Source organism: Rhizobium sp. rho-13.1, assembly GCF_007000305.1.
Classification (GTDB): domain Bacteria; phylum Pseudomonadota; class Alphaproteobacteria; order Rhizobiales; family Rhizobiaceae; genus Rhizobium; species Rhizobium rhododendri.
On sequence record NZ_SCFL01000004.1, the window covers coordinates 78,616 to 99,084 of the forward strand.

Genomic DNA, 20,469 nt, shown 5'->3' on the forward strand with positions numbered 1-20,469 from the left:
TGCCAAGAGTGGCGGTTACCACAGATAGTATATGAGACGATTGGCAGCCATGGCGGCGCCGCGTATCGATCAAGACAGCAACGACCCGTCAAACCAAGGCCTCGCGCTAGGGGACGCTATGCCAAAAACGCCGAAGAACCCTCTGCTGCTTGCCGACGACAGCAACTGGCGCTGCCGGGAGTCTCTTCGCCGTGCGGTGGAAAGGGTGGTGCGTGAGGCCCTTGATGAAGGCTGGAAACCCGAGGATATCGCAATTTCGCTGGTCGAAGTGGCTGATGAGCATATGGACCAGATGATCGGCGAGGCGATCTGCCCCGGCCACCCCATCGTTATTCACTGAAGGCTTTTGCGCTATTTCTTGAAGTGAGCGCAACGACTTCGGAGCTATGCGGACAGAATTCCGCAGATGGCTGACGCTCCAGGCCAATATGCCCTGAAAATCAATTTTCCTGCCCGCCCGAAAAGTTTCTGCCGGAGGATAAACCTGCTCGTCGGCGGAACAATGGAGGCTGCCTACCGTTCCACTTGGCAAACCAAAATCCGGTCGCAGCCCTCCGGCTCGGCCAGCGGGGCCGAGAACGATGCAAGCGTCTACCTTACGGAACGATCAGCAAACACGGCGTCGACCACCACGCATTTATTACGTCCATCCCCTGATGCTCGACGGCATGAGCGCCTGGTCGGCTGTCTTCGATCACGCCTCAGCCCTGGGTTTCGACACCGTCCTTTCAGCCCCGCCGTTCCTGACACTGCCGGGCGAAAGCGTGTTCGTTCCCAGCGACCCGGATCGGCTGACGCCATCGCTGCAAAGCCTCGGGAATACCGTCGAGGGGCTTCAGGCCCTCGCCGCCGCGGCCCGCCAACGCGGCCTCAACTTCATGATCGACATCGTCATAGATCGCATTTCAACTGTAGAATCGACGAACGGCGGCGTAGTTTCCGATCCGCGCATTTCGCCCGAGGAGAGGCATGCCAAGCACTTTTCAACCGGCAGCGAGGCGGAGGAGGAAAACCTGCGCCAATGGCAGGTCCGTCTCGATGCACTGGTATCGGTTGGCATTTCGGGCTTCCGCTGCCTCGGCATCGACAGGGTACCTTCATCTGCCTGGACACGGTTGATCAGCGCTGCCCGCGAGATTGCGCCAGACACCCATTTCTATGCCTGGACCCCGGGCACGGCCTTCTCTGTCCGCCGCGCTCTGCAAAGCGCGGGATTTGACGGTGCCTTCTCGTCTATCTGCTGGTGGGACCAGCGTGGCGATTGGATCGTCGAGGAGCATGATCTTCACCGCGCAATCGGTCTCGACATTGCGTTTCCAGAAGCACCGTTCGGTCGCCGGATCGCCCATGGTGCGGAAGACCTGGAGACGATCGAGCGCAAAGCGCGTCGTGCACTGCTGATAGCAGCTGAATTCGGCGACGGTCTGCTGATACCGATGGGGTTCGAATTCGGCGCGTCTCTCGCCCTCGACATGACGGCCGGCAACGGACGCGGCATCTCCTCCTTGCGTCACGATGGTCTTCTTGACCTTTCGGGCGAGGTCCGGCGGGTCAATGCAAACCTTCAGAAGCAGAACGCGGCGTTCGAAAGACAGTCGGTCCGCGTGGTCGTCGGCTCGTCGACGCCGGTCTCCATCCTCATCCGCTCAGACGCCGCCGATGCGCGCTTTGCCAGCACGCAGAGGCTGATTGCAGTCAATAGCGACCTGCGCAAATCTGCGCTGTTGCCAGTGGGAATGCTTTCCGAAAATTCGGCTGGCTTCCTCCCACTTTTGAGCTTGGCCGATGGCGCGACGCTGGACGCTGAGAAAATCATCAGTCTGCTTCCCGGCGAGGTCAGGGTATTCGAGGGCAAGGCCAGCAAGGCGATTTTGTCGCAAGCTCACCTGCCGGCGACGGACGCTGCCGCGACGCCACGACTGGCGATAGAAGAGGTGACGCCGTCGGTAGATGACGGTCGCTTCGCGGTGAAAACCACTGTCGGACAGACAGTTCGTGTCGAGGCTGACATTTTCGGCGATGGCCACGATCCGCTCTCGGCATCCCTCCTGTGGCGCGCCGTCGATGAGGACACCTGGTCGGAAGTCCGCATGCAGTTGATCGGCAATGATCGCTGGTGGGCGGAATTCGAACTTCAGCGCATGGGCCGGCATGAATTCGTCATCGAAGCCTGGCGCGACCCGTTTGCCATCTTCCGCTACGAACTCGTGAAGAAGAACGACGCCAAGCTCGACCTGAAGCTTGAACTTCAGGAAGGCCTCGGTCTCGTCAAGTCTGCGATCGCCAAGAATAGCGGCAATATCGCCACGCGGCTTGAAACGTTAGCGGACAGTCTCACCAAGGCGGACGACAAGGCTCGCGTGCAGCTTTTGCTGGCTGGCGAAACATCGTCGCTGATGAAACAGGCGGATCACCGCCCGTTCAAAGTGCGCAGCGCAGCGTACCCGGTGGACGCCGAACGGCAGGCAGCAGGTTTTGCCAGCTGGTACCAGATCTTTCCACGCTCGCAGAGCGGCGATCCGAACCGTCACGGCACATTCGACGACGTGATCGGCCGTCTGCCCGCCATCCGCGAGATGGGTTTCGACGTTCTTTATTTCCCGCCGATCCATCCAATCGGCAAGACGAACCGCAAGGGTCGCAACAACACCCTCAATGCGTCGGAGCAGGATCCGGGCAGCCCCTACGCCATCGGCGCTGCCGATGGGGGCCACGATGCCATCCATTCTGAACTCGGTACCTTCGCCGATTTCGATCGGCTGGTCGAGGCGGCTCACGAGCACGGCCTGGAAATCGCACTCGACCTTGCCATCCAGGCCTCGCCAGACCACCCATGGCTGAAGCAGCATCCGGGCTGGTTCGACTGGCGGCCGGACGGGACCGTGCGCTATGCGGAAAATCCACCGAAGAAATACGAGGACATCGTCAACGTCGATTTCTATGCCAAGGACGCTGTGCCGGGGCTTTGGACCGCGTTGCGCGATGTCGTCCAGCTCTGGGTCGATCACGGTGTGAAGCTGTTTCGCGTCGATAATCCGCACACCAAGCCTTTCCCCTTCTGGGAGTGGATGATCGCCGATATCCGCAGCCGACATCCAGACGTGGTGTTCCTGTCGGAAGCCTTCACCAAGCCGAAGGTGATGTACCGCCTCGCCAAGGTCGGGTTCTCCCAGTCCTATACGTACTTCACCTGGCGCAATGCCAAGTGGGAGCTGGAGGCCTATATGCGCGAGCTGACGGAAACGGCGCCGAAGGATTTCTTCCGCCCGCATTTCTTCGTCAACACCCACGATATCAACCCTGATTTTCTGCAGAACGCGCCGCGCTCCGCCTACCTGATCCGTGCTGCACTCGCTGCCACGCTTTCGGGTCTCTGGGGCGTCTATAACGGTTTCGAGCTCTGCGAGGGCCGTCCGGATGCCAAGCGCAAGGAATATGCCGACAGCGAGAAGTACGAGATTCGGGCCTGGGACTGGGATCGACCGGGCAACATCATCGCCGAGATCACCCGGCTGAACGGCATCCGCAAGCACAATCCGGCGCTGCATTCGCATCTGGGCCTGACCCTGCTGCCGGCTTGGAACGATAACATTCTCTTCTTCGAAAAGGCGACGCCGAGTCGAGACAACGTCGTGCTCGTGGCGGTCAGCCTCGACCCTCATAACGTGCAGGAAGCCGACGTCGAAATTCCGCTGTGGGCCTCGGGCCTTCCAGATAACGGCAGCCTTTTCGTCGAAGACCTCATGCATGGCAATCGAATGACCTGGACAGGCAAGCGGCAACATCTCCGGTTTGAGCCGGGCGTGCCCTTTTCCATCTGGCGTAGCAGTGTTCGGGAGATTTAAATGGACAATATCATCATCAACGAAAAGCTTGGCCAGGATCCGCTCTGGTACAAGGACGCCATCATCTACCAGCTGCACATCAAGTCGTTTTTCGACAGCAATGGCGATGGTATCGGCGACTTCCAGGGCCTTACCCAGAAGCTTGACTATATCGCAGCTCTCGGCGTCACCGCCATCTGGGTGCTGCCGTTCTTCCCTTCGCCTCGCCGCGACGATGGCTACGACATTGCCGATTACACCAATGTCAGCCCCGACTACGGGACGATGGACGACTTCCGCGAGTTCGTTGCCGGTGCGCACGAGCGCGGGATGCGCGTCATCATCGAGTTGGTCATCAACCACACCTCCGACCAGCACCCCTGGTTCCAGCGTGCGCGGCTGGCAGCACCGGGTTCGCCGGAACGGGATTTCTACGTCTGGTCGGACACGGACCAGAAGTTCCCGGAAACCCGGATCATCTTTATCGATACGGAAAAGTCGAACTGGACCTGGGATGCGGCGGCTGGCCAGTATTATTGGCATCGCTTCTATTCGCACCAGCCTGACCTAAACTTCGACAATCCGGCTGTCATGGACGAGTTGATGAAGGCGATGCGCTTCTGGCTGGATACGGGCATCGACGCCTTCCGCCTCGACGCAATCCCCTATCTCGTCGAGCGCGAGGGGACCAATAACGAGAATCTCGAGGAGACGCATGCGATCCTGAAGCAGATCCGTGCCGCCATGGACGAGAGCCATCCCGGCAAGATGCTGCTCGCCGAGGCGAACCAGTGGCCGGAAGACACGCGGGACTATTTTGGCGATGGCGACGAGTGCCACATGGCATTCCACTTTCCGCTGATGCCGCGCATGTACATGGCAATTGCCAAGGAAGACCGCTTCCCGATCACCGACATCCTGCGCCAGACACCGGATATTCCGGACAATTGCCAGTGGGCGATCTTCCTGCGCAACCATGACGAACTGACGCTCGAGATGGTGACCGACGAGGAGCGCGATTACCTCTGGAACACCTACGCTTCGGACCGTCGGGCCCGCATCAATCTTGGCATTCGCCGCCGGCTGGCGCCATTGATGGAGCGTGACCGCCGTCGCGTCGAGCTGATGAATGCGCTGCTGTTGTCGATGCCCGGCACGCCGGTCCTCTACTACGGCGACGAGATCGGCATGGGCGACAACATCTATCTCGGTGACCGCGACGGCGTGCGTACGCCGATGCAATGGTCACCCGATCGCAATGGTGGCTTCTCACACGGGGACCCGGCACGGCTCGTCTTGCCGCCGATCATGGACCCGATCTATGGCTACGGTGCACTCAACGTCGAAGCGCAGAACACCGACGCCCATTCGCTGCTGAACTGGACGCGGCGCATGCTTGCGCTGCGCGGTCGTCACACGGCCTTCGGTCGCGGCACGATCCGGTTCCTGAAACCTGCAAACCGCAAAATTCTTGCCTATCTGCGCGAGTACGGCGACGAGACGATCCTCTGTGTGGTCAACCTGTCTCGCCTGCCGCAGGCGGTGGAGCTCGACCTTTCCGAATTCGAGGGCCGGATACCGGTCGAGATGACCGGCATGTCAGCCTTCCCGCCCATTGGCCAATTGACCTATCTCCTGACGCTGCAGCCATATGGCTTCTTCTGGTTCAAGCTCGCGGGCGAGACCGACGGCCCGGTATGGCGCACTCCGCCACCGGAGCAGATGGACGAATTCGTCACCATTGTTCTGAAGCACAACCTGCTGGAACTGATGGAAGACGGTCGCAACGCGGCTGTGCTGTCGCGCGATATCCTGCCTTCCTATCTCGCTCGTCGTCGCTGGTTTGGCGCCAAGGGAGAGAGGGTGAAGAACGCGATGTTGGTCGCGGCGACCCCCATGCCGTTTGCAGACGGTGTGATCATGTCCGAGCTGGAGGTCGAGTTCGACGATCGCTCGGAACGCTACTTCCTGCCGCTCAGCTTTGCCTGGGATGATATGCACCCGCCTATTCTCGCCCAGCAGCTGGCGCTCGCTCGCGTTCGTCAGGGACGTCGCGTCGGCCTGCTGACCGACGGCTTCGCCATGGAAAGTATGGCGCGTGCGACCTTGCAGGCTCTGGCAGAACGCTCGACGATTTCGGGCAAGGCCGGCACTCTCGACTTCATCGGCAGCGAAAAGCTCGATGAAATCGCTTTGCACGGCGACCTGCCCATCGTCTGGCTCTCGGCCGAACAGTCGAACAGCTCGCTGGTGATTGGCGACCTCGCTATGGTCAAGCTGATCCGCCACGTATTCGAAGGTGTGCATCCCGAAGTCGAGATGACCCGCCATCTGACGGAGGTCGGTTATACCCACAGCGCACCGCTGCTGGGCGAAGTGACCCGTACCGATGCGGACGGTCACCGTTACACGCTGATCATCGTCCAGGGCGCCATCCGCAATCAGGGCGATGCCTGGAACTGGATGCTCGACGGCCTGCGCCTGACGACGGATCAGTTGCTGGTCTCGGAAGAAGAACGTCACGCAGAGAGCGAAAATCCGTTCCGCCCACTTGGCGACTTCACTGCCGTAGTTGGCCGCCGCCTTGGCGAACTGCACGCAGCCCTTGCCGCCCCGAGCGATAACCCGGCCTTCGCGCCTCTGAAGGTCGATCAGGCGACCGCGAACGAATGGCGTGACAGCGTCTTGTCACAGCTCTCGAACGCTCTCGATATCATCGAGCAGTCGCAGGACAGCCTCGATCCTGCCGGGATGGCTTTGGCCGACCGGGTATTGTCGCGCCGCGAGCGCATCATTCCGGCTATCGGCAAGCTCGCCGATGCCGCTGTCGGCACCCTGATGACCCGCATCCACGGCGACTTCCATCTCGGACAGATCCTGGTATCGGAGGACGATGCCTACATCATCGATTTCGAGGGAGAGCCGACGCGCGATCTCGAGGAACGCCGTGCCAAGACCAGCCCGCTACGCGATGTCGCCGGTTTCCTGCGTTCGCTCAACTATGTGGCCGCGTCTGCCGACAGCGACAAGCAGGTGCTCGTCGACAGTGCCGGCGAAACGCGCCGCGCGATGATCGACCAGTTTACGGCAGAAGCGGAAGTCCGCTTCCTCGAGGAATATTTCGCAGCCTCGGCAAGTTCGCCTCAGCTGGCGATGCCGTCGGAGCAGCGTAGCCGCATCCTCGATCTCTTCCTGATCGGGAAGGCTGCCTATGAAATCGCCTATGAGGCCGGCAACAGGCCGAAATGGCTTCCTATCCCGTTGCGTGGCCTGTCGATGATTGTCGATCGCCTGCTGGAGAACGACCTATGACGCTTGCCAACGCCGATCTTCTGGCGGGAATAGATCATGACGCCCTGTATGCTCTCGTTGAGGGCCGCCACGGCGATCCGTTTTCCGTCCTCGGGCTGCATGGTTTCGGCAGCGGATACGTGATCCGCGCCTATATCCCAGGTGCCATCTCCGTCGACGTCATTGCAGCCGGCAGTGGCGAGATCCTTGCGCAGCTGCAGCCGGTCTTCCAGAATGGTCTGTTTGCGGGTGCAGTCGAAGGACGCCCGGAATATCGTCTGCGCATCCACTGGCCGGACGCTATCCAGGAGACGGAAGATCCCTATTCCTTCCCCCCGCTACTAGGCGACCTTGACCTGCACCTTCTGGCCGAGGGCAATCACTACAAACTCGGGAAGGTTCTTGGCGCGCAGGCGATGTCCGTCGAGGGTATTGCCGGCGTCCGGTTTGCGGTCTGGGCTCCGAATGCTCGGCGTGTTTCCGTGGTCGGGGATTTCAACTCCTGGGACGGTCGGCGCCACCCGATGCGGTTGCGCCCGAATGCTGGCGTGTGGGAAATCTTCGTGCCGCGCCTCGGTCCCGGCGATCACTACAAGTACGAGATCATCGACTCCGGCGGTACTGTCCTTGCGCAGAAGGCCGACCCCGTGGCCCGGGCCAGCGAAGCTGCGCCGGCAACCGCGTCTATCGTTGCGCGCAGCACGCCCTTCCAGTGGAACGACGCCGAATGGCTGGCCTCCCGCAAGGCGCGACAGGACGATGACGCACCGATGTCGGTCTACGAGGTGCATCTCAGTTCCTGGGTCCGGATCCCCGAAGAAGGCAACCGGCATCTGAACTGGATGGAACTCAGCCAGAGGCTCATTCCTTATGCACGCGACATGGGCTTTACTCATCTCGAGTTCCTGCCGATCATGGAATACCCCTTCGGCGGCTCCTGGGGCTATCAGCCGCTTGGCCTGTTTGCACCGACGGGGCGATACGGCACCCCCGAGGATTTCGCCTATTTCGTCGACCGCGCCCATGCGGCAGGCATCGGCATCATCCTCGATTGGGTGCCGGCGCATTTTCCGACAGATCCCTGGGGTCTTGCCCGTTTCGACGGCAGCGCACTGTACGAGCACGAAGATCCGCGCGAAGGTTTTCATCGGGACTGGAATACGCTGATCTACAACCTCGGACGCAACGAGGTGAAAAGCTTCCTTATTTCCAGCGCTCTGGAATGGATCGAGCGCTACCACATCGACGGACTGCGGGTCGATGCCGTTGCATCGATGCTGTACCGCAATTACAGCCGCAATGCCGACGAATGGATCCCCAACAAATATGGTGGCCGTGAAAATCTCGAATCCGTCGATTTTCTGAAGCACCTGAATGCCATCGTCCACGAGCGATGCCCCGATGCCCTGATGATCGCCGAGGAATCGACCGCTTGGCCAGGCGTCACCAAGTCGCCGGAAGACGGTGGCCTGGGCTTCGACTTCAAGTGGAATATGGGGTGGATGCACGATTCGCTCGATTACATCGAGAAGGATCCGGTCTATCGCTCATACGTCCACGGAATGATGACGTTCGGACTGGTCTACCAGTACACCGAAAAATTCATGATGCCGCTGTCGCATGACGAGGTTGTTCATGGAAAGGGCTCGCTGATCGGCAAGATGCCGGGCGACGACTGGCAGCGTTTTGCCAATCTTCGTGCCTATTTCGGCTTCCTCTGGGGTCATCCGGGCAAAAAGCTCATCTTCATGGGCGGTGAGATTGCCCAGACAACCGAGTGGAACCATGACGCCTCGGTTGTCTGGGACCTGCTCGACCAGCCTCAACACGCCGGCATGCAGCGTCTCGTGCGTGACCTGAACCACCTCTATCGCGATGAAGCCGCGCTGCAGTTCAGCGATGTCCATGGCGAGGGCTTTTCGTGGGCGGTGCCCGACGACGCGGTCAACTCCGTCATCGGCATGTTGCGCCGCTCGGCCGATGGCAAGCAGATGATGCTGGTTCTCTGCAACTTCACGCCGGTGCCGCGCCACGGCTACCGGGTCGGCGTGCCGGAGGCTGGCCATTGGGCGGAGGTGCTGAACTCCGACGCAGCCGTCTACGGCGGCGCCAACATCGGCAACGCCGGTGGCGTGTGGACCGAGGACATTCCGGCGCACGGCCAGGATGCGTCGCTGTCGGTGATGCTGCCGCCGCTGTCTACGCTGTTCCTGCGCTGGTCTGCAGAAACAAAGGCATCCGTCCCGGAGCGCTGAGTTCGCAGGCCAAAACATGCCCCGGAATTGACGGTGGCCAATACCTGACTTATTGAGTTAGGTATTGGCCGCCGTCGTCTGGTGCGGCCGCTGGAATGAGCGATGACATTTCACCCACGCATGGACAACAAGATTGAAGGCTTCTCCGTCATCGGCGGGGTTCACCGTCGCGTCTGGAATGGAATCGTCGCCGATGTCTGGGACGTCGATTGCGCCCCCTATGCCGGCGGCTACTACGTTTCCGACGATCCCCGGCTGTTCGTCCTCCTGGACGCGCGCGGCTCCGGTCAATGCAGCCTCAAGCTGTCGCCAAAAGCGGCCGGCGTGCAGCAGGGAAATGCGCCGCGTGCCTCCTACATACCGGCCGGGCTGGAGATGTGGGCCGATATGGTGGATATCGATTTCGTCCGTCATCTCGATATCCACTTCAGCGCGGAAGGGCTCAGCCGCCGCCTGATGGAGGACCTTGATCCCGCCAGGCTGGGCAATCCCCGCCTGCTGTTTTCCGATCCGCGCGTGCTGGCGCTGGCAGGTCTTATCGCGGCGGAATGCGAAAATCCCGCGCCGCTGCACGATCTCTACGGCGACGGACTGGCGGTCTCGCTGTTGATCGATGTGCTGCAACTCTCCCGCACAGCACCGCGCAAGCGCAGCAGACTTGCTGCTTGGCAATTGCGCCGGGTGGTCGATTACATCGAGGAAAATTGTCTCAGAAATATTCGGCTGGAGGAACTGGCGTCGTTGACCAGCATGTCGCAATCGCACTTCAGCCACGCCTTCAAGGCCTCGACCGGCATTCCCCCGCACCAATGGCAGACGAAGGCTCGGCTCGATCGGGCCAAGCAACTGATGATTTCGGATACGCCCTTGACGGATGTGGCCGTCGAGACAGGGTTTTCGGACCAGGCGCATTTCACCCGTGTTTTTCGCAAGCACATCGGCACGACGCCGGCAAACTGGAGGAAGAGCCAGCTTGTGTGAGGCTTTTGACACAGGGCCCGGGCAAATGCCGACATCTGCCACAATTGCCCAAAAACGTTCTATTTTGCGAAATTGCGACAAGCCCTTCGATTTAATATGAGTTAACAACTCATCTTATATTGAGACGGCGCCGCCTTGAGGGTGAAGGGCGGCGCGCAATGGGGCGCAGGACATGACGTATTTGACCAAGGGAATTTCATTCAAGGCGCGGCTGGCAGCGGGCGTGGCGATGGCGAGCCTTGCGCTTGTCACATCGGCGACGGCAGAGGAGACGCAGCCGACCGAACTCAAGCCACTCGTGGTGCAGGGCGGTCAGGGCGGCAAGGCCGGCGCGACCGACACCGGAAGCGATACGACCGGCCGCGATCCGGTCAAGGGTTATGTTGCCAAGACCACGACGGCGGGATCGAAAGCGGATATTCCGATCAAGGACCTGCCGCAGTCGGTATCGGTGGTCGGTCAGCAGGAAATGCAGGATCGCGGTATTACAAACAAGGTGGATGAAGCCCTGCGCTATACGCCGGGTGTCAACACACAACCGTTCGGCAATGACGGCGACACCGACTGGTTTTATATCCGCGGCTTCGATGCGACCCAGACAGGCGTTTTTCTCGATGGCCTGACGCTGTTCAGCTACGGCTTCGGCGGCTTCCAGATCGATCCATTCTCGCTCGAACGCATCGAAGTGCTGAAGGGCGCCTCGTCAGTAACCTACGGCGGCACCAATCCAGGCGGTATCGTCAATATGGTCCGCAAGGAACCGACCGATCAGCCGCTTTACTACACGGAGATCGGGATCAACAACAACGGCAATGCCTATGCCGGCTTTGACTTCTCCGACAAGCTCAGCGCCGACGGAGTGTGGAGCTACCGCCTGACCGGCAAAGTCGCCGGTGGCGACCAGTACAGCGATTTCACACACGACCTGCGTGGCTTCGTTATGCCGCAGATCACCATCTCGCCAGACGAATCCACCAAGTTTTCGGTCTATGCCTATGTCAGCGGCCTCGACGAAGTGCACAGCGGCAATGGCTTTTTCCCCTATGTCGGCACCGTCGTCGATGCCCCGTTCGGCAAGATCGACCGCAAGGCTTTCTACGGCGAACCGAGCATCGACAAGGAAACCTATAGCCAGGAAATGGTCGGCTACTCCATCGAGCATGAATTCGATGGTGGCTGGAAGCTTTCGCAGAACCTGCGTTACGGTCATCTGAAGAAGGACGAGGAAGGCCCGTATCTCAATGGCTATGTGGGCGGCGACCCGAATGCTGCCGGCTACAGTGACCCGAGCTACGAACTGGCGCGTATCGGCTTCACGGAGCATAGCAAGGCCGATTCCTTCTCGGTCGACAACAATGCCCAGCGTGAGTTCGACCTGGGCGGCATCAGCCACAACTTTCTGGTTGGCACTGATTATGCGCTCTATCGCCTCGATAACGTGCAAGCCTGCTGCGGCTCGAACCCTATCAGCGCCACCGACCCGGTCTACAACAGCACCCAGGGCGCCAACTTCGTCTATCTCGACCAGGTAATGACGCAGCAGCAGCTCGGCGTCTATGCTCAGGACCAGATGAAATTCGGCGACGGCTGGCTGGTGACCCTCAACGGCCGCTACGATTTCGTCGACGAGAATGTCGACTCCCGGATCTCCACGGATTCCGGTTCGAACAGCAAGTCGCCCAGCGGCCGTGCTGGTCTTGCCTACGACTTCGGCAACGGCATCACGCCTTACGTCAGCGTCGGAACATTCTTCAACCCGCTGATCGGCACGACCGCTACCGGTGCGGGACTGGTCCCCGAAGAGGGCGAACAATATGAAGCCGGCATCAAATACCAGCCGACCTTTATGGACGCCCTGTTTACCGCCTCGATCTTCAACATCAACCGAAAGAACATGGCGCTGACCGATCCTGCCACCTTCCTGCAGTACCAGCTCGGCGAGGTGCGCTCGCGCGGGGTCGAACTGGAAGGCAAGGTCAATCTTGACCAGAACTGGAAGCTGCTCGGCTCATACTCGTACACGGACCAGGAGGTCACGAAGAACCTCGACACCAGCATCGTCGGCAATTCGCCCTATCTGGTGCCGAACTCGACCGCCTCGCTCTGGCTCGACTACGCCGTTACCGACGGTGCACTCGAGGGCGTCAGCCTCGGTGCCGGCATGCGCTACCAGGGCAAGTCCTGGGCCGATGCCGCCAACACGCTGCGCGTGCCCTCGGCCACCGTCTTCGATGCCGCCGTGCGTTACGAAAAGAACGGCTGGGGCGCAGCGCTCAACGTCGCCAACGTCTTCGACAAGGAATACGTCTCGGGTTGCGCCGGGGTGAATACCTGCGGTTACGCCGATGCTCGGACCTTTACCCTGAAACTCAGCAAGAAGTGGTAGGCGGCTGACCGGAAGCGGGTGGCTGGCGCCCCCCTTTCATCCGACAGCGCAGAACGAGGAGATACTCAATGATGAACGCCGCTGTGTTTACCGCCTCCGGCGTTGCCATTCCCGCCGATGCAGCGAAGTTGCTGGACCAGCTTTGTGCCCAGTTGCCGGACTACGTCGTCCGCACGTCTGACGGCGCAACTATCGAGACGACGATAGGTGGCGGCGACATAGCGCTTGCCGACAACCGGCTGATCATCAATCTGCAATGCCCGACGGCCTCGATGCTGTTCACCATTCGCTGCATGGTAGCGGAGCACCTGTTCAAGTCCGCTGAAAACGACGAACTCGATCTTCGCTGGGCGGATGGCCCGCAGGTAGCAGCAGTGCCGGATTTGCGCGAAATCACCGTCGTCGGCGCCCACGATATCACGCCCCACATGCGCCGTGTCACTGTCGCCACCGATGACATCGCCCATTTCAGCCGCGGGGGACTGCATGTCCGGCTGCTGATATCGCCCCGTGACCGTCAACCCGTCTGGCCTCAGACGATGCCGGATGGACGTATCCAGTGGCCGAAGGGCGATGATGCGCTGATCGTTCGTCCTTACACGATCCGCAATCTGCATCCGGATCGCGGCGAACTCGATATCGATTTTGTCATCCACGAGGGTGATCATGGGCCGGGTGCAGCCTGGGCGCTGTCCGCGAAGCCCGGCGACCGCGCCGCTCTCTTGGGGCCAGGCGGCGGCGATGTGCCGGATGTCGGCGACATCATTCTGGTTGGCGATGAAACCGCCCTCCCCGCCATCGCCCGCATTGCCGCAGCCGCACCTTCAGATGCCCGATTGCGCATATTCGTGGAGGTGTCCGGCAAGGCGGACGAACAGCCTTTGCCAACGGCGGCAAGGGCCCAAGTCGTCTGGCTTCATCGCAATGATGGCTTGTCCGGGCGGCTGGAGGCAATTGTGCGCGAGCAGGTTGCCGCCGGAGGAGAGAAGCCGTTCGTCTGGGTTGCCTGCGAACAGGCAGAGGCCCGGGCGATCCGGATTTTCCTGAAAACGGAAATCGCCTATGACCGCGATCGTTTCAGTGTCGCCGCGTACTGGCAGCGACAACAGGTGCCGGTCGCTTAATCCGAAGGCCCCTGCCCTTCGCGACGCATTGTCAGGTCGGCTCGAACAGCGGGACGATCTCCATCTCCGGCACCAGCACGAGGCCTTTGTCGGTGATCCGGATTTCCGGAATGACCGAAAGCGGTATGAGGTTGAAGCCCATATAGGCGATGGTGCACTCGGCCTTTTCCCACTCGATCTTCAGCAGCTTGGTTTCTTCGGCTACCTCGTGGACCCGCTTGTCGGACAAAAGCCCCGCAATCGGCAGCGGCACCATGGCTGTCACCTTGCCATCCATGACGACGCAGACGCCGCCCTGCTTCTCCTCGATGGCCGCAAGCGCCACCTGCATGTCTGCCTCGTTGGTGCCGGCGACGATGATGTTATGGCTATCATGGCCGACGGACGACGCGACCGCACCCTTCTTCAGCCCGAAGCCGTTGAGCAGTCCGTGGGCGACATTGCCGGCGGATTTTCCGTGACGCTCGATGACTGTCACGAAGCACAGGCCGTGGCGCTCGAAATGCGTTTGCCAGTCGTTCGCCGGCTCAAGACTGACGGTGACATGGCCGAGGGTGATGCCGGGAAGCTCGGTCTTGATGGTGTGTGCTAGCACCGGCGTGGTCGGGAGGTCCGGCGTCAGTTTCAGATTGGCCGGCAGCTTCACCGTATGGTAGGCGGCCTCGGGATACCGGTATGGTTTTGAAAGCGCCTCGTCGAGGACAGCGGTGATCTTGCGGTTGTCCACGACCAGTTCGCCACCGTACCACGTGCTGACCGGCTTCAGTTCGTCGGTCAGCAGCACGAGATCGGCGCGCCGTCCACCGCCGAGGCCGCCGATTTCGTTTTCCATGCCGAAGCGCGTGGCGCCGTGCAGCGAGCCCATCGACCAAGCCTGCTCGATTGTCATGCCGGCCTTCACCGCCTCCCGCGTCACCCAGTCCTGGCCGAACAGCAGCAGGTCGTCGGCATCGCGGTCGTCGGTGCATACGGCGATGCGCTTGTGCGAAGCGCCGAGCTCGGTGATGGTCTTGATCGCCAGCGGCAGGCTGTGCCATGGCGTCGTCGGCGGGCCGCCGCGCAGGAAGAGCCAGATGCCTGCCTCCAGCATATCGTCGGCAATGTCCCGGTCGATGGCTTCATGGGTGTCCGTGACACCGGACGCAGCATAGGCCGACACAAATTCGCGGCCGTAGACGTGCCCGGACACCGGTCTGCCCCTTTCCAGCGCCGCAGCAAGAATGGCGTGGCTGCGCTCGTCACCCATGGCGACCTGGACGAAGTCCATTTTCTCGCCAAGAGCGACCGCCTCGGGCCATTTGTCGAACAGAGCTGCGATTTTCGCAGGCGTCAGATCGCCCCCGGCCGTCTCGAACACTGGCGAGGTTGCCGGCACGGTGCTCGGCACCGTCAGGAAGATCGACAGCGGCGCCTGTCGCGCGTCTTCCAGCATGGCTTCGACACCGGCGACATCCATGACGTTGCCGATCTCGTGGCTGTCGCAGAAAATCGTCGTCGTGCCGTTCAGAAGAGCGGCCTCCGCATAGGCGCAGGCCGTGACCATGCTCGATTCGATGTGGATATGCGGATCGACCAATCCGGGGGCGATGATACCGCCTTTCGCATCGTAGCGTTTGGCCTGTGTCCCCTTATAGATGCCGTTCGGTTTGACCGCAGCAATGCGGCCGCCGGAGATCCAGATTTCCTTGCCGGGCAGAATGCGTTCCGAATAGGTCGAGAGCACGCGCGCATCGCTGATAACCAGATCGGGCTCGCGACGCGCCGAGGCGACGTCGGCAAGAGTGCGCGTCATGGTGGAGAGCGGCTTGATGGAAAAGCGGGTCAGCGTTGTCATGGAAATCCAATCTCTTGTCGGGGCCGTGCAAAGATGCATGCTCGCAAACGCAAGCGGCGAATGCAACGGGTGTTGCATTCGCCGGAGGGACTTCTGTGGGTGTTGGGGGGAGAGCCGTTACTCGGCAGCAATCTCGTCAGTAACCACTTCAAACCGCACCAGGTTCGCCGGGCCGAAATTCGTGGTCAGGGCGACGTCTGTGGCATCGCGACCGGTTGCCATCAGGATACGGCCAATGCGCGGCTTGTTGTGACGAGCATCGACCGTATGCCAGTTGCCACCGAGATAGACTTCGAACCATGCGCTGAAATCCATCGGGTTAACATCGATGGGCACGCCGATATCGCCGAGATAGCCGGTGCAATAGCGCGCCGGAATGTTCATGCAGCGGCAAAGCGTGATGGCGAGATGCGCGTAGTCGCGGCAGACGCCGACCCGATCTATGAAGCCGCCATAGGCGCTGCGGGTGGAATCGGCCTGCTGGTAGTCGAACCTGATCTGGTTATGGGCAAAATCGAGGATCGCCTTGACGCGCTGCCAGCCGAAAGGTGTATTGCCGAATTGCGACCAGGCGAAGTTCGCCAGCCGATCTGTGTCGCAATAGCGGCTGCCCAGCAGGTAGACGAGCACGTCGTTCGGCAGATCCTTGATCTCGTGCTGCACGGCATCCACCGGAATATTGTCCGGCAGGCCGGTATCGTAGATTTCGAAGGCAGTGGAAATTGTCGTTACGCCGGCGGGCGCCACGATGCGTGTGCATGCGTTGCCAAAACTGTCGGTGTAGCCTGAAGCTTCGATGTCCCTGTCAAAGGTAAGGACCTGGTCGGACAACAGGTCAATGCGCCGCGACGGGTGAATGTTCAGGCACAGCAACATAGGAGTTGGCTGCGGGCAGTCGTACGCAATGCTGAAGCCGGCACTTATTTTCATCACTTAGCCTTTGTTTATGGGAAACCCATGCAAATTGGCATGAGCTACCGTTGAACGTTGCAGGAGAGAGACTGTTCCATGGCTCTTTCGGCCCTTTCCGGAAGCGTACCTGCACTCCGCTCGGTTGTCACGTTTACCTGTACCGTCATGTCGTCATAATCCTCAGCTTCTCCGTCATAACTGCCGGTGAGTGGGATTGCCTGGCGCGGATCGCGAGCAACGCCGACACGGATCAGATCGCGATTTCCAACAATTCCGTTGGTCGGATCGAATTCGACCCACCCGGCGCCGGGCAGATAGACCTGGCACCAGGCATGGGTGGAGCCGCCGCCCCGTATCGCTGAATCGTTGCGGCTGGGAACGAAGACGTAACCGGTGACGAAGCGAGCGGCGAGGCCGAGTGAGCGGGCCGCCTCGATCATCAGCAGTGCGAAATCGCGACAGGTTCCCTTGCGCAGCTTCAGCGTCTCGATCGGCAACTGCGTGCCGCGCGCAGAGCGGCGTGCGTAGGCGAAGCTTTCATGGATGGCAAAGCACATCGTCATCAGCAACTGGCCGGTCGCAGTCGGCTGCCCGATGCGGACGAACTGGCGCGCCCATTTGCCGACTATGTCATGCGGATCAGGATAGTGACGCTCTATGGTCGGCCGGAGGTCTGCGACTTCGTCGGGGTCATAGGCGAACGGATATTGCAGAGCGGTGTCGTCGATCTGAAGGTTCAGGGCCACCTGGGGCGTGTGGTCGAGACGGATCCTTGTTTCGAAGCGCAACTCGCTGGCCGGCTCGGAAATGTTCACCAGCGCGACACAGTTTCCGAAGACGTCGAGAATCCATCGGACGCTGCTGGGTTTCGGCTCGACGAGCAGTGTCGATTCGAGGAGCCGCTGGTCGAAGCTGTCGCGCGGGCGGAACATCAGCCGGTGCTCCCCGAAAGCGACTGGCTTCTTATAGCGGTAGACCGTGATATGTTTGACGGAAAAGACAGTCATCGTTCAAATGCCCTTCACAGCCTGCATGCGCCGGAGGCTGCATCGATTCTGGAAAAGCGGCCATGCTATATTTTTTCGCCGGTCATGGAAGCGATGATCCGATTCGTACGTCATTCCCGTTCATATTAGAGGACAATATATAATGCCGTAAAAATTTAGCTGGAGCTTGTAAACGCGGTGTGGCAGCCCGAAGGGTGCGCCAAGAGTTGACAAAGAGGAGCGGTTCGGCTACTAAAAAGTCATCGGTAGTTGTTTGCGATATTTGTGTTTGCTGGCGCTTGACGCTTTCTTTACGAAATTCCCCTTTCAAAAATCGAAAATTTATTCGCCGAGTATCGCTCTGCGAAAAACGATGTTGCAATGGAAAGGGTTCGTCATGACCACCGGCACAGTAAAATGGTTCAACTCCACCAAGGGCTTCGGCTTCATTCAGCCTGACAACGGCGGCGCGGACGTGTTCGTACACATCTCGGCTGTCGAGCGTGCAGGGATGCGCGAAATTGTCGAAGGCCAGAAGCTTTCTTTCGAGCTTGAGCGTGACAACAAGTCTGGCAAAATGTCTGCCGGCCAGCTCCAGGCTGCTTAACGGTCTTTAGCCTCGCCATGACCACGGATGTACTGGCATGATGCAGGGGCTTTAGTCCAAGGGAAGGTCAGACCTATAGTCTGGCCTTTTTCGCTTCAATACCGACGACACGCTTTGAGGAGGATTGAAACGTGACGGAGAATTCGAAATCCCGCGAACAGGCTGAAATCGCTTTCAGCAAGACGCAAACGGAATACCTGGCTCGGACCAGGACAATATCCGAAATCGACGAAGTCGCCGCCGATCGCGACGCCAAGACAGCCCGTCTTCGGGAATTGCGACTTGAAAAAGAAGCCAATGCTGTGCCACAGGTAGGCAAGCCGAAGAAAGCCACAAAGCGCTGAGAAGCCATGAGGCAAAACCACCAATAAGGACGACGACCGCTTGAGACACGTAAACGATAATGGCTTTGCCGAGCGCCGCAAGGCTGCCACCGAAGCCAAGAAGCAGCTTTTGACGAAATTCGCCACCGCTCCGAAGCCGACCGACCCGGATGTGGTCGCCAAGCGCGCGGAGCGTGCGGCAGCAGCGGAAGCGCGTGAAGCGCGCCGTGCCGAACGCGAGCAGGAAAAGCGCGAGGAATATGCGCGCCAGCTGGCCGAAGCCGCAGCCAAGACCGCTGCCGCCAGTGCCGAAGCGAAGGCTCATGCCGAAGCCCAGGAAGCCGAAGCTGTAAAGAGCGTCGAGCAGATGGCCGCCGACGAGGCCGCCCGCAAGGCCGAACGCGACCGCCGCTATGCAGCCCGCAAGGCCCGCCAGCGCTAGGTTTTCCACAGCAAATTCAAATACTAGCCGGCCCTTGAAAGGCCGGCTATTTGCGTTGTGCTGCAGTCTTTCCGACGATTGGGTGAGTTCTACCAGCGATCCAGACGGCTTTGCTGTGCGTCGCGTGCGAAAGCCGCCGCTTGCCGAGCGCGCAGAAAGGGCTATCGTCCTCCCGCATAGGGGTACGGGTGGAGTAAGGCGTTGGTGTATGATTGGTATGGCGGCCGGACGCGTCGGCTGCGTCAATTGAAACGCGGACTGTTCTGGTGCGTGGCGTTTCTCGTCGCCTGTGCAGCCGCAATGGTGCTGCTGCGGCCTCGCTGACTGCGACAAGGTATTCAGTTGGCTGTGAGGTGCCGGCGGAAGGTCCGCCGGCCGATTTTTGGCTTATGCTGGCAGGGCGGCTGCGTCGCGGAACGACACGAGGCGGCGGGTCTTCTCGTCCCAGAGGACGAGCTTTACGCAGCGGATGCTTTCCATGATCGTGATACGCCCGACATTGCGCAATTGCGGATGGTCGCGCAGCACTTCCGGTAACCGGTAGTAAGGGACTCGACTGGCAAGGTGATGGACATGATGGATACCGATATTGGCGGTGATCCACATCAGCGGGGCCGGCAAGTCGTAATTCGATGCACCGTGCAGGGCGGCGTGGGGAAACTGCCACTCCGGCGGCTCGGACCAATGGGTTTCTTCGAACTGGTGCTGGACGTAGAACAGCCAGATGCCTGCGGCGCCGGCGAGCACGACGATCGGCAAGTGCACCAGCAGGAACGGCACGACGCCGACGGCCCACATGAGCAGGCCGGCGACCACCGCGACGGCGGCGTTGGTCGCCATCGTCGATACCCATGGCTGCAGCCCGGAGCGCATCATGCCGAATGGCAGCCGCTGCTTGAAGAGAAACAGCCAGATCGGCCCGATGCCGAACATGACCACCGGGTTGCGATAGAGGCGGTACGTCATGCGGCCGCGAAGCGACAGAGCCTTGTATTCCGCAATCGTCAGCGTGGCGATGTCACCGACGCCGCGTTCGTCCAGATTGCCGGCAGAGGCGTGGTGTTCGGCATGGGCGCGACGCCAATAGTCGTAAGGTGTCAGCGTCAGCACGCCAATGATACGGCCCGTCCAGTCGTCGACGCGACGGCGGGCGAAAAACGAGCCATGGCCGCAATCGTGCTGGATCATAAACAGGCGCAGCAGAAACGCCGCTGCCGGAACAATCAGGATTAGGCCGGGCCAGAAGCTGTAGTGAACGGCGATCCAGGACAGTACCCAGAAAACGATAAAGGGGATGACGGTCACTGCCAGTTCGAACGCGCTACGAGTACCGCGTGGCTGGCGATATTTCGACAGGATCTTGAGCCAGGCTTTTTCGTTGGTAATATCAGCAGGAGCGGATGAAACGTCCGCAAGAGCGGGCTTAGTCGTGGCGTTATGCACCGGCATTGGACTTTCTGCGCAATGGAAGGAAGAGCTAGCTGACAGTGTGGAACTATCTGCC

Annotated in this window: 14 protein-coding genes; 10 read left to right on the plus strand and 4 right to left on the minus strand. The window is 60.4% G+C overall.

The annotated features are described in order from the left end of the window. Positions 1-31 precede the first annotated feature (31 nt). The 7 genes from EQW76_RS13665 to EQW76_RS13695 all read left to right on the plus strand — a co-directional run bounded on the left by EQW76_RS13665 (position 32) and on the right by EQW76_RS13695 (position 13,861). On the plus strand, positions 32-340 hold the full coding sequence (locus EQW76_RS13665) for a hypothetical protein (protein ID WP_142824932.1): 309 nt from the start codon (positions 32-34) through the stop codon (positions 338-340). A 241-nt stretch (positions 341-581) separates the two neighbouring features. Next, complete coding sequence (locus tag EQW76_RS13670; RefSeq protein WP_142824933.1) at positions 582-3,845, plus strand: maltotransferase domain-containing protein; 3,264 nt, start codon at positions 582-584, stop codon at positions 3,843-3,845. Beyond that, the gene (gene treS, locus EQW76_RS13675; RefSeq protein WP_142824934.1) at positions 3,846-7,136 is read left to right on the plus strand and encodes a maltose alpha-D-glucosyltransferase; all 3,291 of its coding nucleotides are present in this window, start codon (positions 3,846-3,848) and stop codon (positions 7,134-7,136) included. Next, positions 7,133-9,370 carry a 1,4-alpha-glucan branching protein GlgB gene (gene glgB, locus EQW76_RS13680; protein WP_142824935.1) on the plus strand — a complete coding sequence of 746 codons (2,238 nt, stop codon included), beginning with the start codon at positions 7,133-7,135 and terminating at the stop codon, positions 9,368-9,370. Before treS ends, glgB begins: the two co-directional genes overlap by 4 nt. Before the next feature lie 102 nt (positions 9,371-9,472). Further along, a complete protein-coding gene (locus EQW76_RS13685; RefSeq protein WP_142824936.1) occupies positions 9,473-10,351 on the plus strand; it encodes a helix-turn-helix domain-containing protein in 879 nt (292 codons plus the stop codon). Between the two features lie 172 nt (positions 10,352-10,523). Continuing rightward, a complete protein-coding gene (locus EQW76_RS13690; protein ID WP_142824937.1) occupies positions 10,524-12,737 on the plus strand; it encodes a TonB-dependent siderophore receptor in 2,214 nt (737 codons plus the stop codon). 68 nt (positions 12,738-12,805) lie between these two features. After that, the gene (locus tag EQW76_RS13695; RefSeq protein ID WP_142824938.1) at positions 12,806-13,861 is read left to right on the plus strand and encodes a siderophore-interacting protein; all 1,056 of its coding nucleotides are present in this window, start codon (positions 12,806-12,808) and stop codon (positions 13,859-13,861) included. Positions 13,862-13,892: 31 nt separating this feature from the next. Here the strand turns inward: EQW76_RS13695 and EQW76_RS13700 are convergent, their stop codons facing one another. The 3 genes from EQW76_RS13700 to EQW76_RS13710 all read right to left on the minus strand — a co-directional run bounded on the left by EQW76_RS13700 (position 13,893) and on the right by EQW76_RS13710 (position 17,614). After that, entirely contained in the window at positions 13,893-15,695 is a 1,803-nt protein-coding gene (locus EQW76_RS13700; RefSeq protein WP_142824939.1) for an adenine deaminase C-terminal domain-containing protein, read from the minus strand. A 117-nt stretch (positions 15,696-15,812) separates the two neighbouring features. Next, positions 15,813-16,625, minus strand: coding sequence for a transglutaminase family protein (locus tag EQW76_RS13705; protein WP_142824940.1), 813 nt, complete (start codon positions 16,623-16,625; stop codon positions 15,813-15,815). A 44-nt stretch (positions 16,626-16,669) separates the two neighbouring features. Continuing rightward, the gene (locus EQW76_RS13710; RefSeq protein WP_142824941.1) at positions 16,670-17,614 is read right to left on the minus strand and encodes a transglutaminase family protein; all 945 of its coding nucleotides are present in this window, start codon (positions 17,612-17,614) and stop codon (positions 16,670-16,672) included. 352 nt (positions 17,615-17,966) lie between these two features. On the opposite strand from EQW76_RS13710, the gene EQW76_RS13715 reads away from it, so the two are divergent. From EQW76_RS13715 to EQW76_RS13725, 3 genes are all read left to right on the plus strand, one after another. Continuing rightward, positions 17,967-18,200 (plus strand): cold-shock protein, encoded by a 234-nt coding sequence (locus tag EQW76_RS13715; protein ID WP_279309160.1) that lies wholly within the window; start codon positions 17,967-17,969, stop codon positions 18,198-18,200. 131 nt (positions 18,201-18,331) lie between these two features. Continuing rightward, positions 18,332-18,544: a hypothetical protein gene (locus tag EQW76_RS13720; RefSeq protein ID WP_111221159.1), complete on the plus strand. Its 213-nt coding sequence runs from the start codon at positions 18,332-18,334 to the stop codon at positions 18,542-18,544. Positions 18,545-18,584: 40 nt separating this feature from the next. Continuing rightward, positions 18,585-18,965, plus strand: a complete 381-nt coding sequence (locus tag EQW76_RS13725; RefSeq protein ID WP_111221160.1) for a DUF6481 family protein — start codon at positions 18,585-18,587, stop codon at positions 18,963-18,965. Between the two features lie 387 nt (positions 18,966-19,352). On the opposite strand, the gene EQW76_RS13730 is transcribed toward EQW76_RS13725, so the two are convergent. Next, entirely contained in the window at positions 19,353-20,414 is a 1,062-nt protein-coding gene (locus EQW76_RS13730) for a fatty acid desaturase (protein WP_142824942.1), read from the minus strand. Positions 20,415-20,469 lie beyond the last annotated feature (55 nt).

Bases quoted from the DNA above. Each gene is read 5' to 3' on its own strand.
- EQW76_RS13665 (WP_142824932.1), top strand. From the start codon at position 32: ATGAGACGATTGGCAGCCATGGCGGCGCCGCGTATCGATCAAGACAGC.
- EQW76_RS13670 (WP_142824933.1), top strand. From the start codon at position 582: ATGCAAGCGTCTACCTTACGGAACGATCAGCAAACACGGCGTCGACCA.
- treS (WP_142824934.1), top strand. From the start codon at position 3,846: ATGGACAATATCATCATCAACGAAAAGCTTGGCCAGGATCCGCTCTGG.
- glgB (WP_142824935.1), top strand. From the start codon at position 7,133: ATGACGCTTGCCAACGCCGATCTTCTGGCGGGAATAGATCATGACGCC.
- EQW76_RS13685 (WP_142824936.1), top strand. From the start codon at position 9,473: ATGACATTTCACCCACGCATGGACAACAAGATTGAAGGCTTCTCCGTC.
- EQW76_RS13690 (WP_142824937.1), top strand. From the start codon at position 10,524: ATGACGTATTTGACCAAGGGAATTTCATTCAAGGCGCGGCTGGCAGCG.
- EQW76_RS13695 (WP_142824938.1), top strand. From the start codon at position 12,806: ATGATGAACGCCGCTGTGTTTACCGCCTCCGGCGTTGCCATTCCCGCC.
- EQW76_RS13700 (WP_142824939.1), bottom strand. From the start codon at position 15,695: ATGACAACGCTGACCCGCTTTTCCATCAAGCCGCTCTCCACCATGACG.
- EQW76_RS13705 (WP_142824940.1), bottom strand. From the start codon at position 16,625: ATGAAAATAAGTGCCGGCTTCAGCATTGCGTACGACTGCCCGCAGCCA.
- EQW76_RS13710 (WP_142824941.1), bottom strand. From the start codon at position 17,614: ATGACTGTCTTTTCCGTCAAACATATCACGGTCTACCGCTATAAGAAG.
- EQW76_RS13715 (WP_279309160.1), top strand. From the start codon at position 17,967: ATGTTGCAATGGAAAGGGTTCGTCATGACCACCGGCACAGTAAAATGG.
- EQW76_RS13730 (WP_142824942.1), bottom strand. From the start codon at position 20,414: ATGCCGGTGCATAACGCCACGACTAAGCCCGCTCTTGCGGACGTTTCA.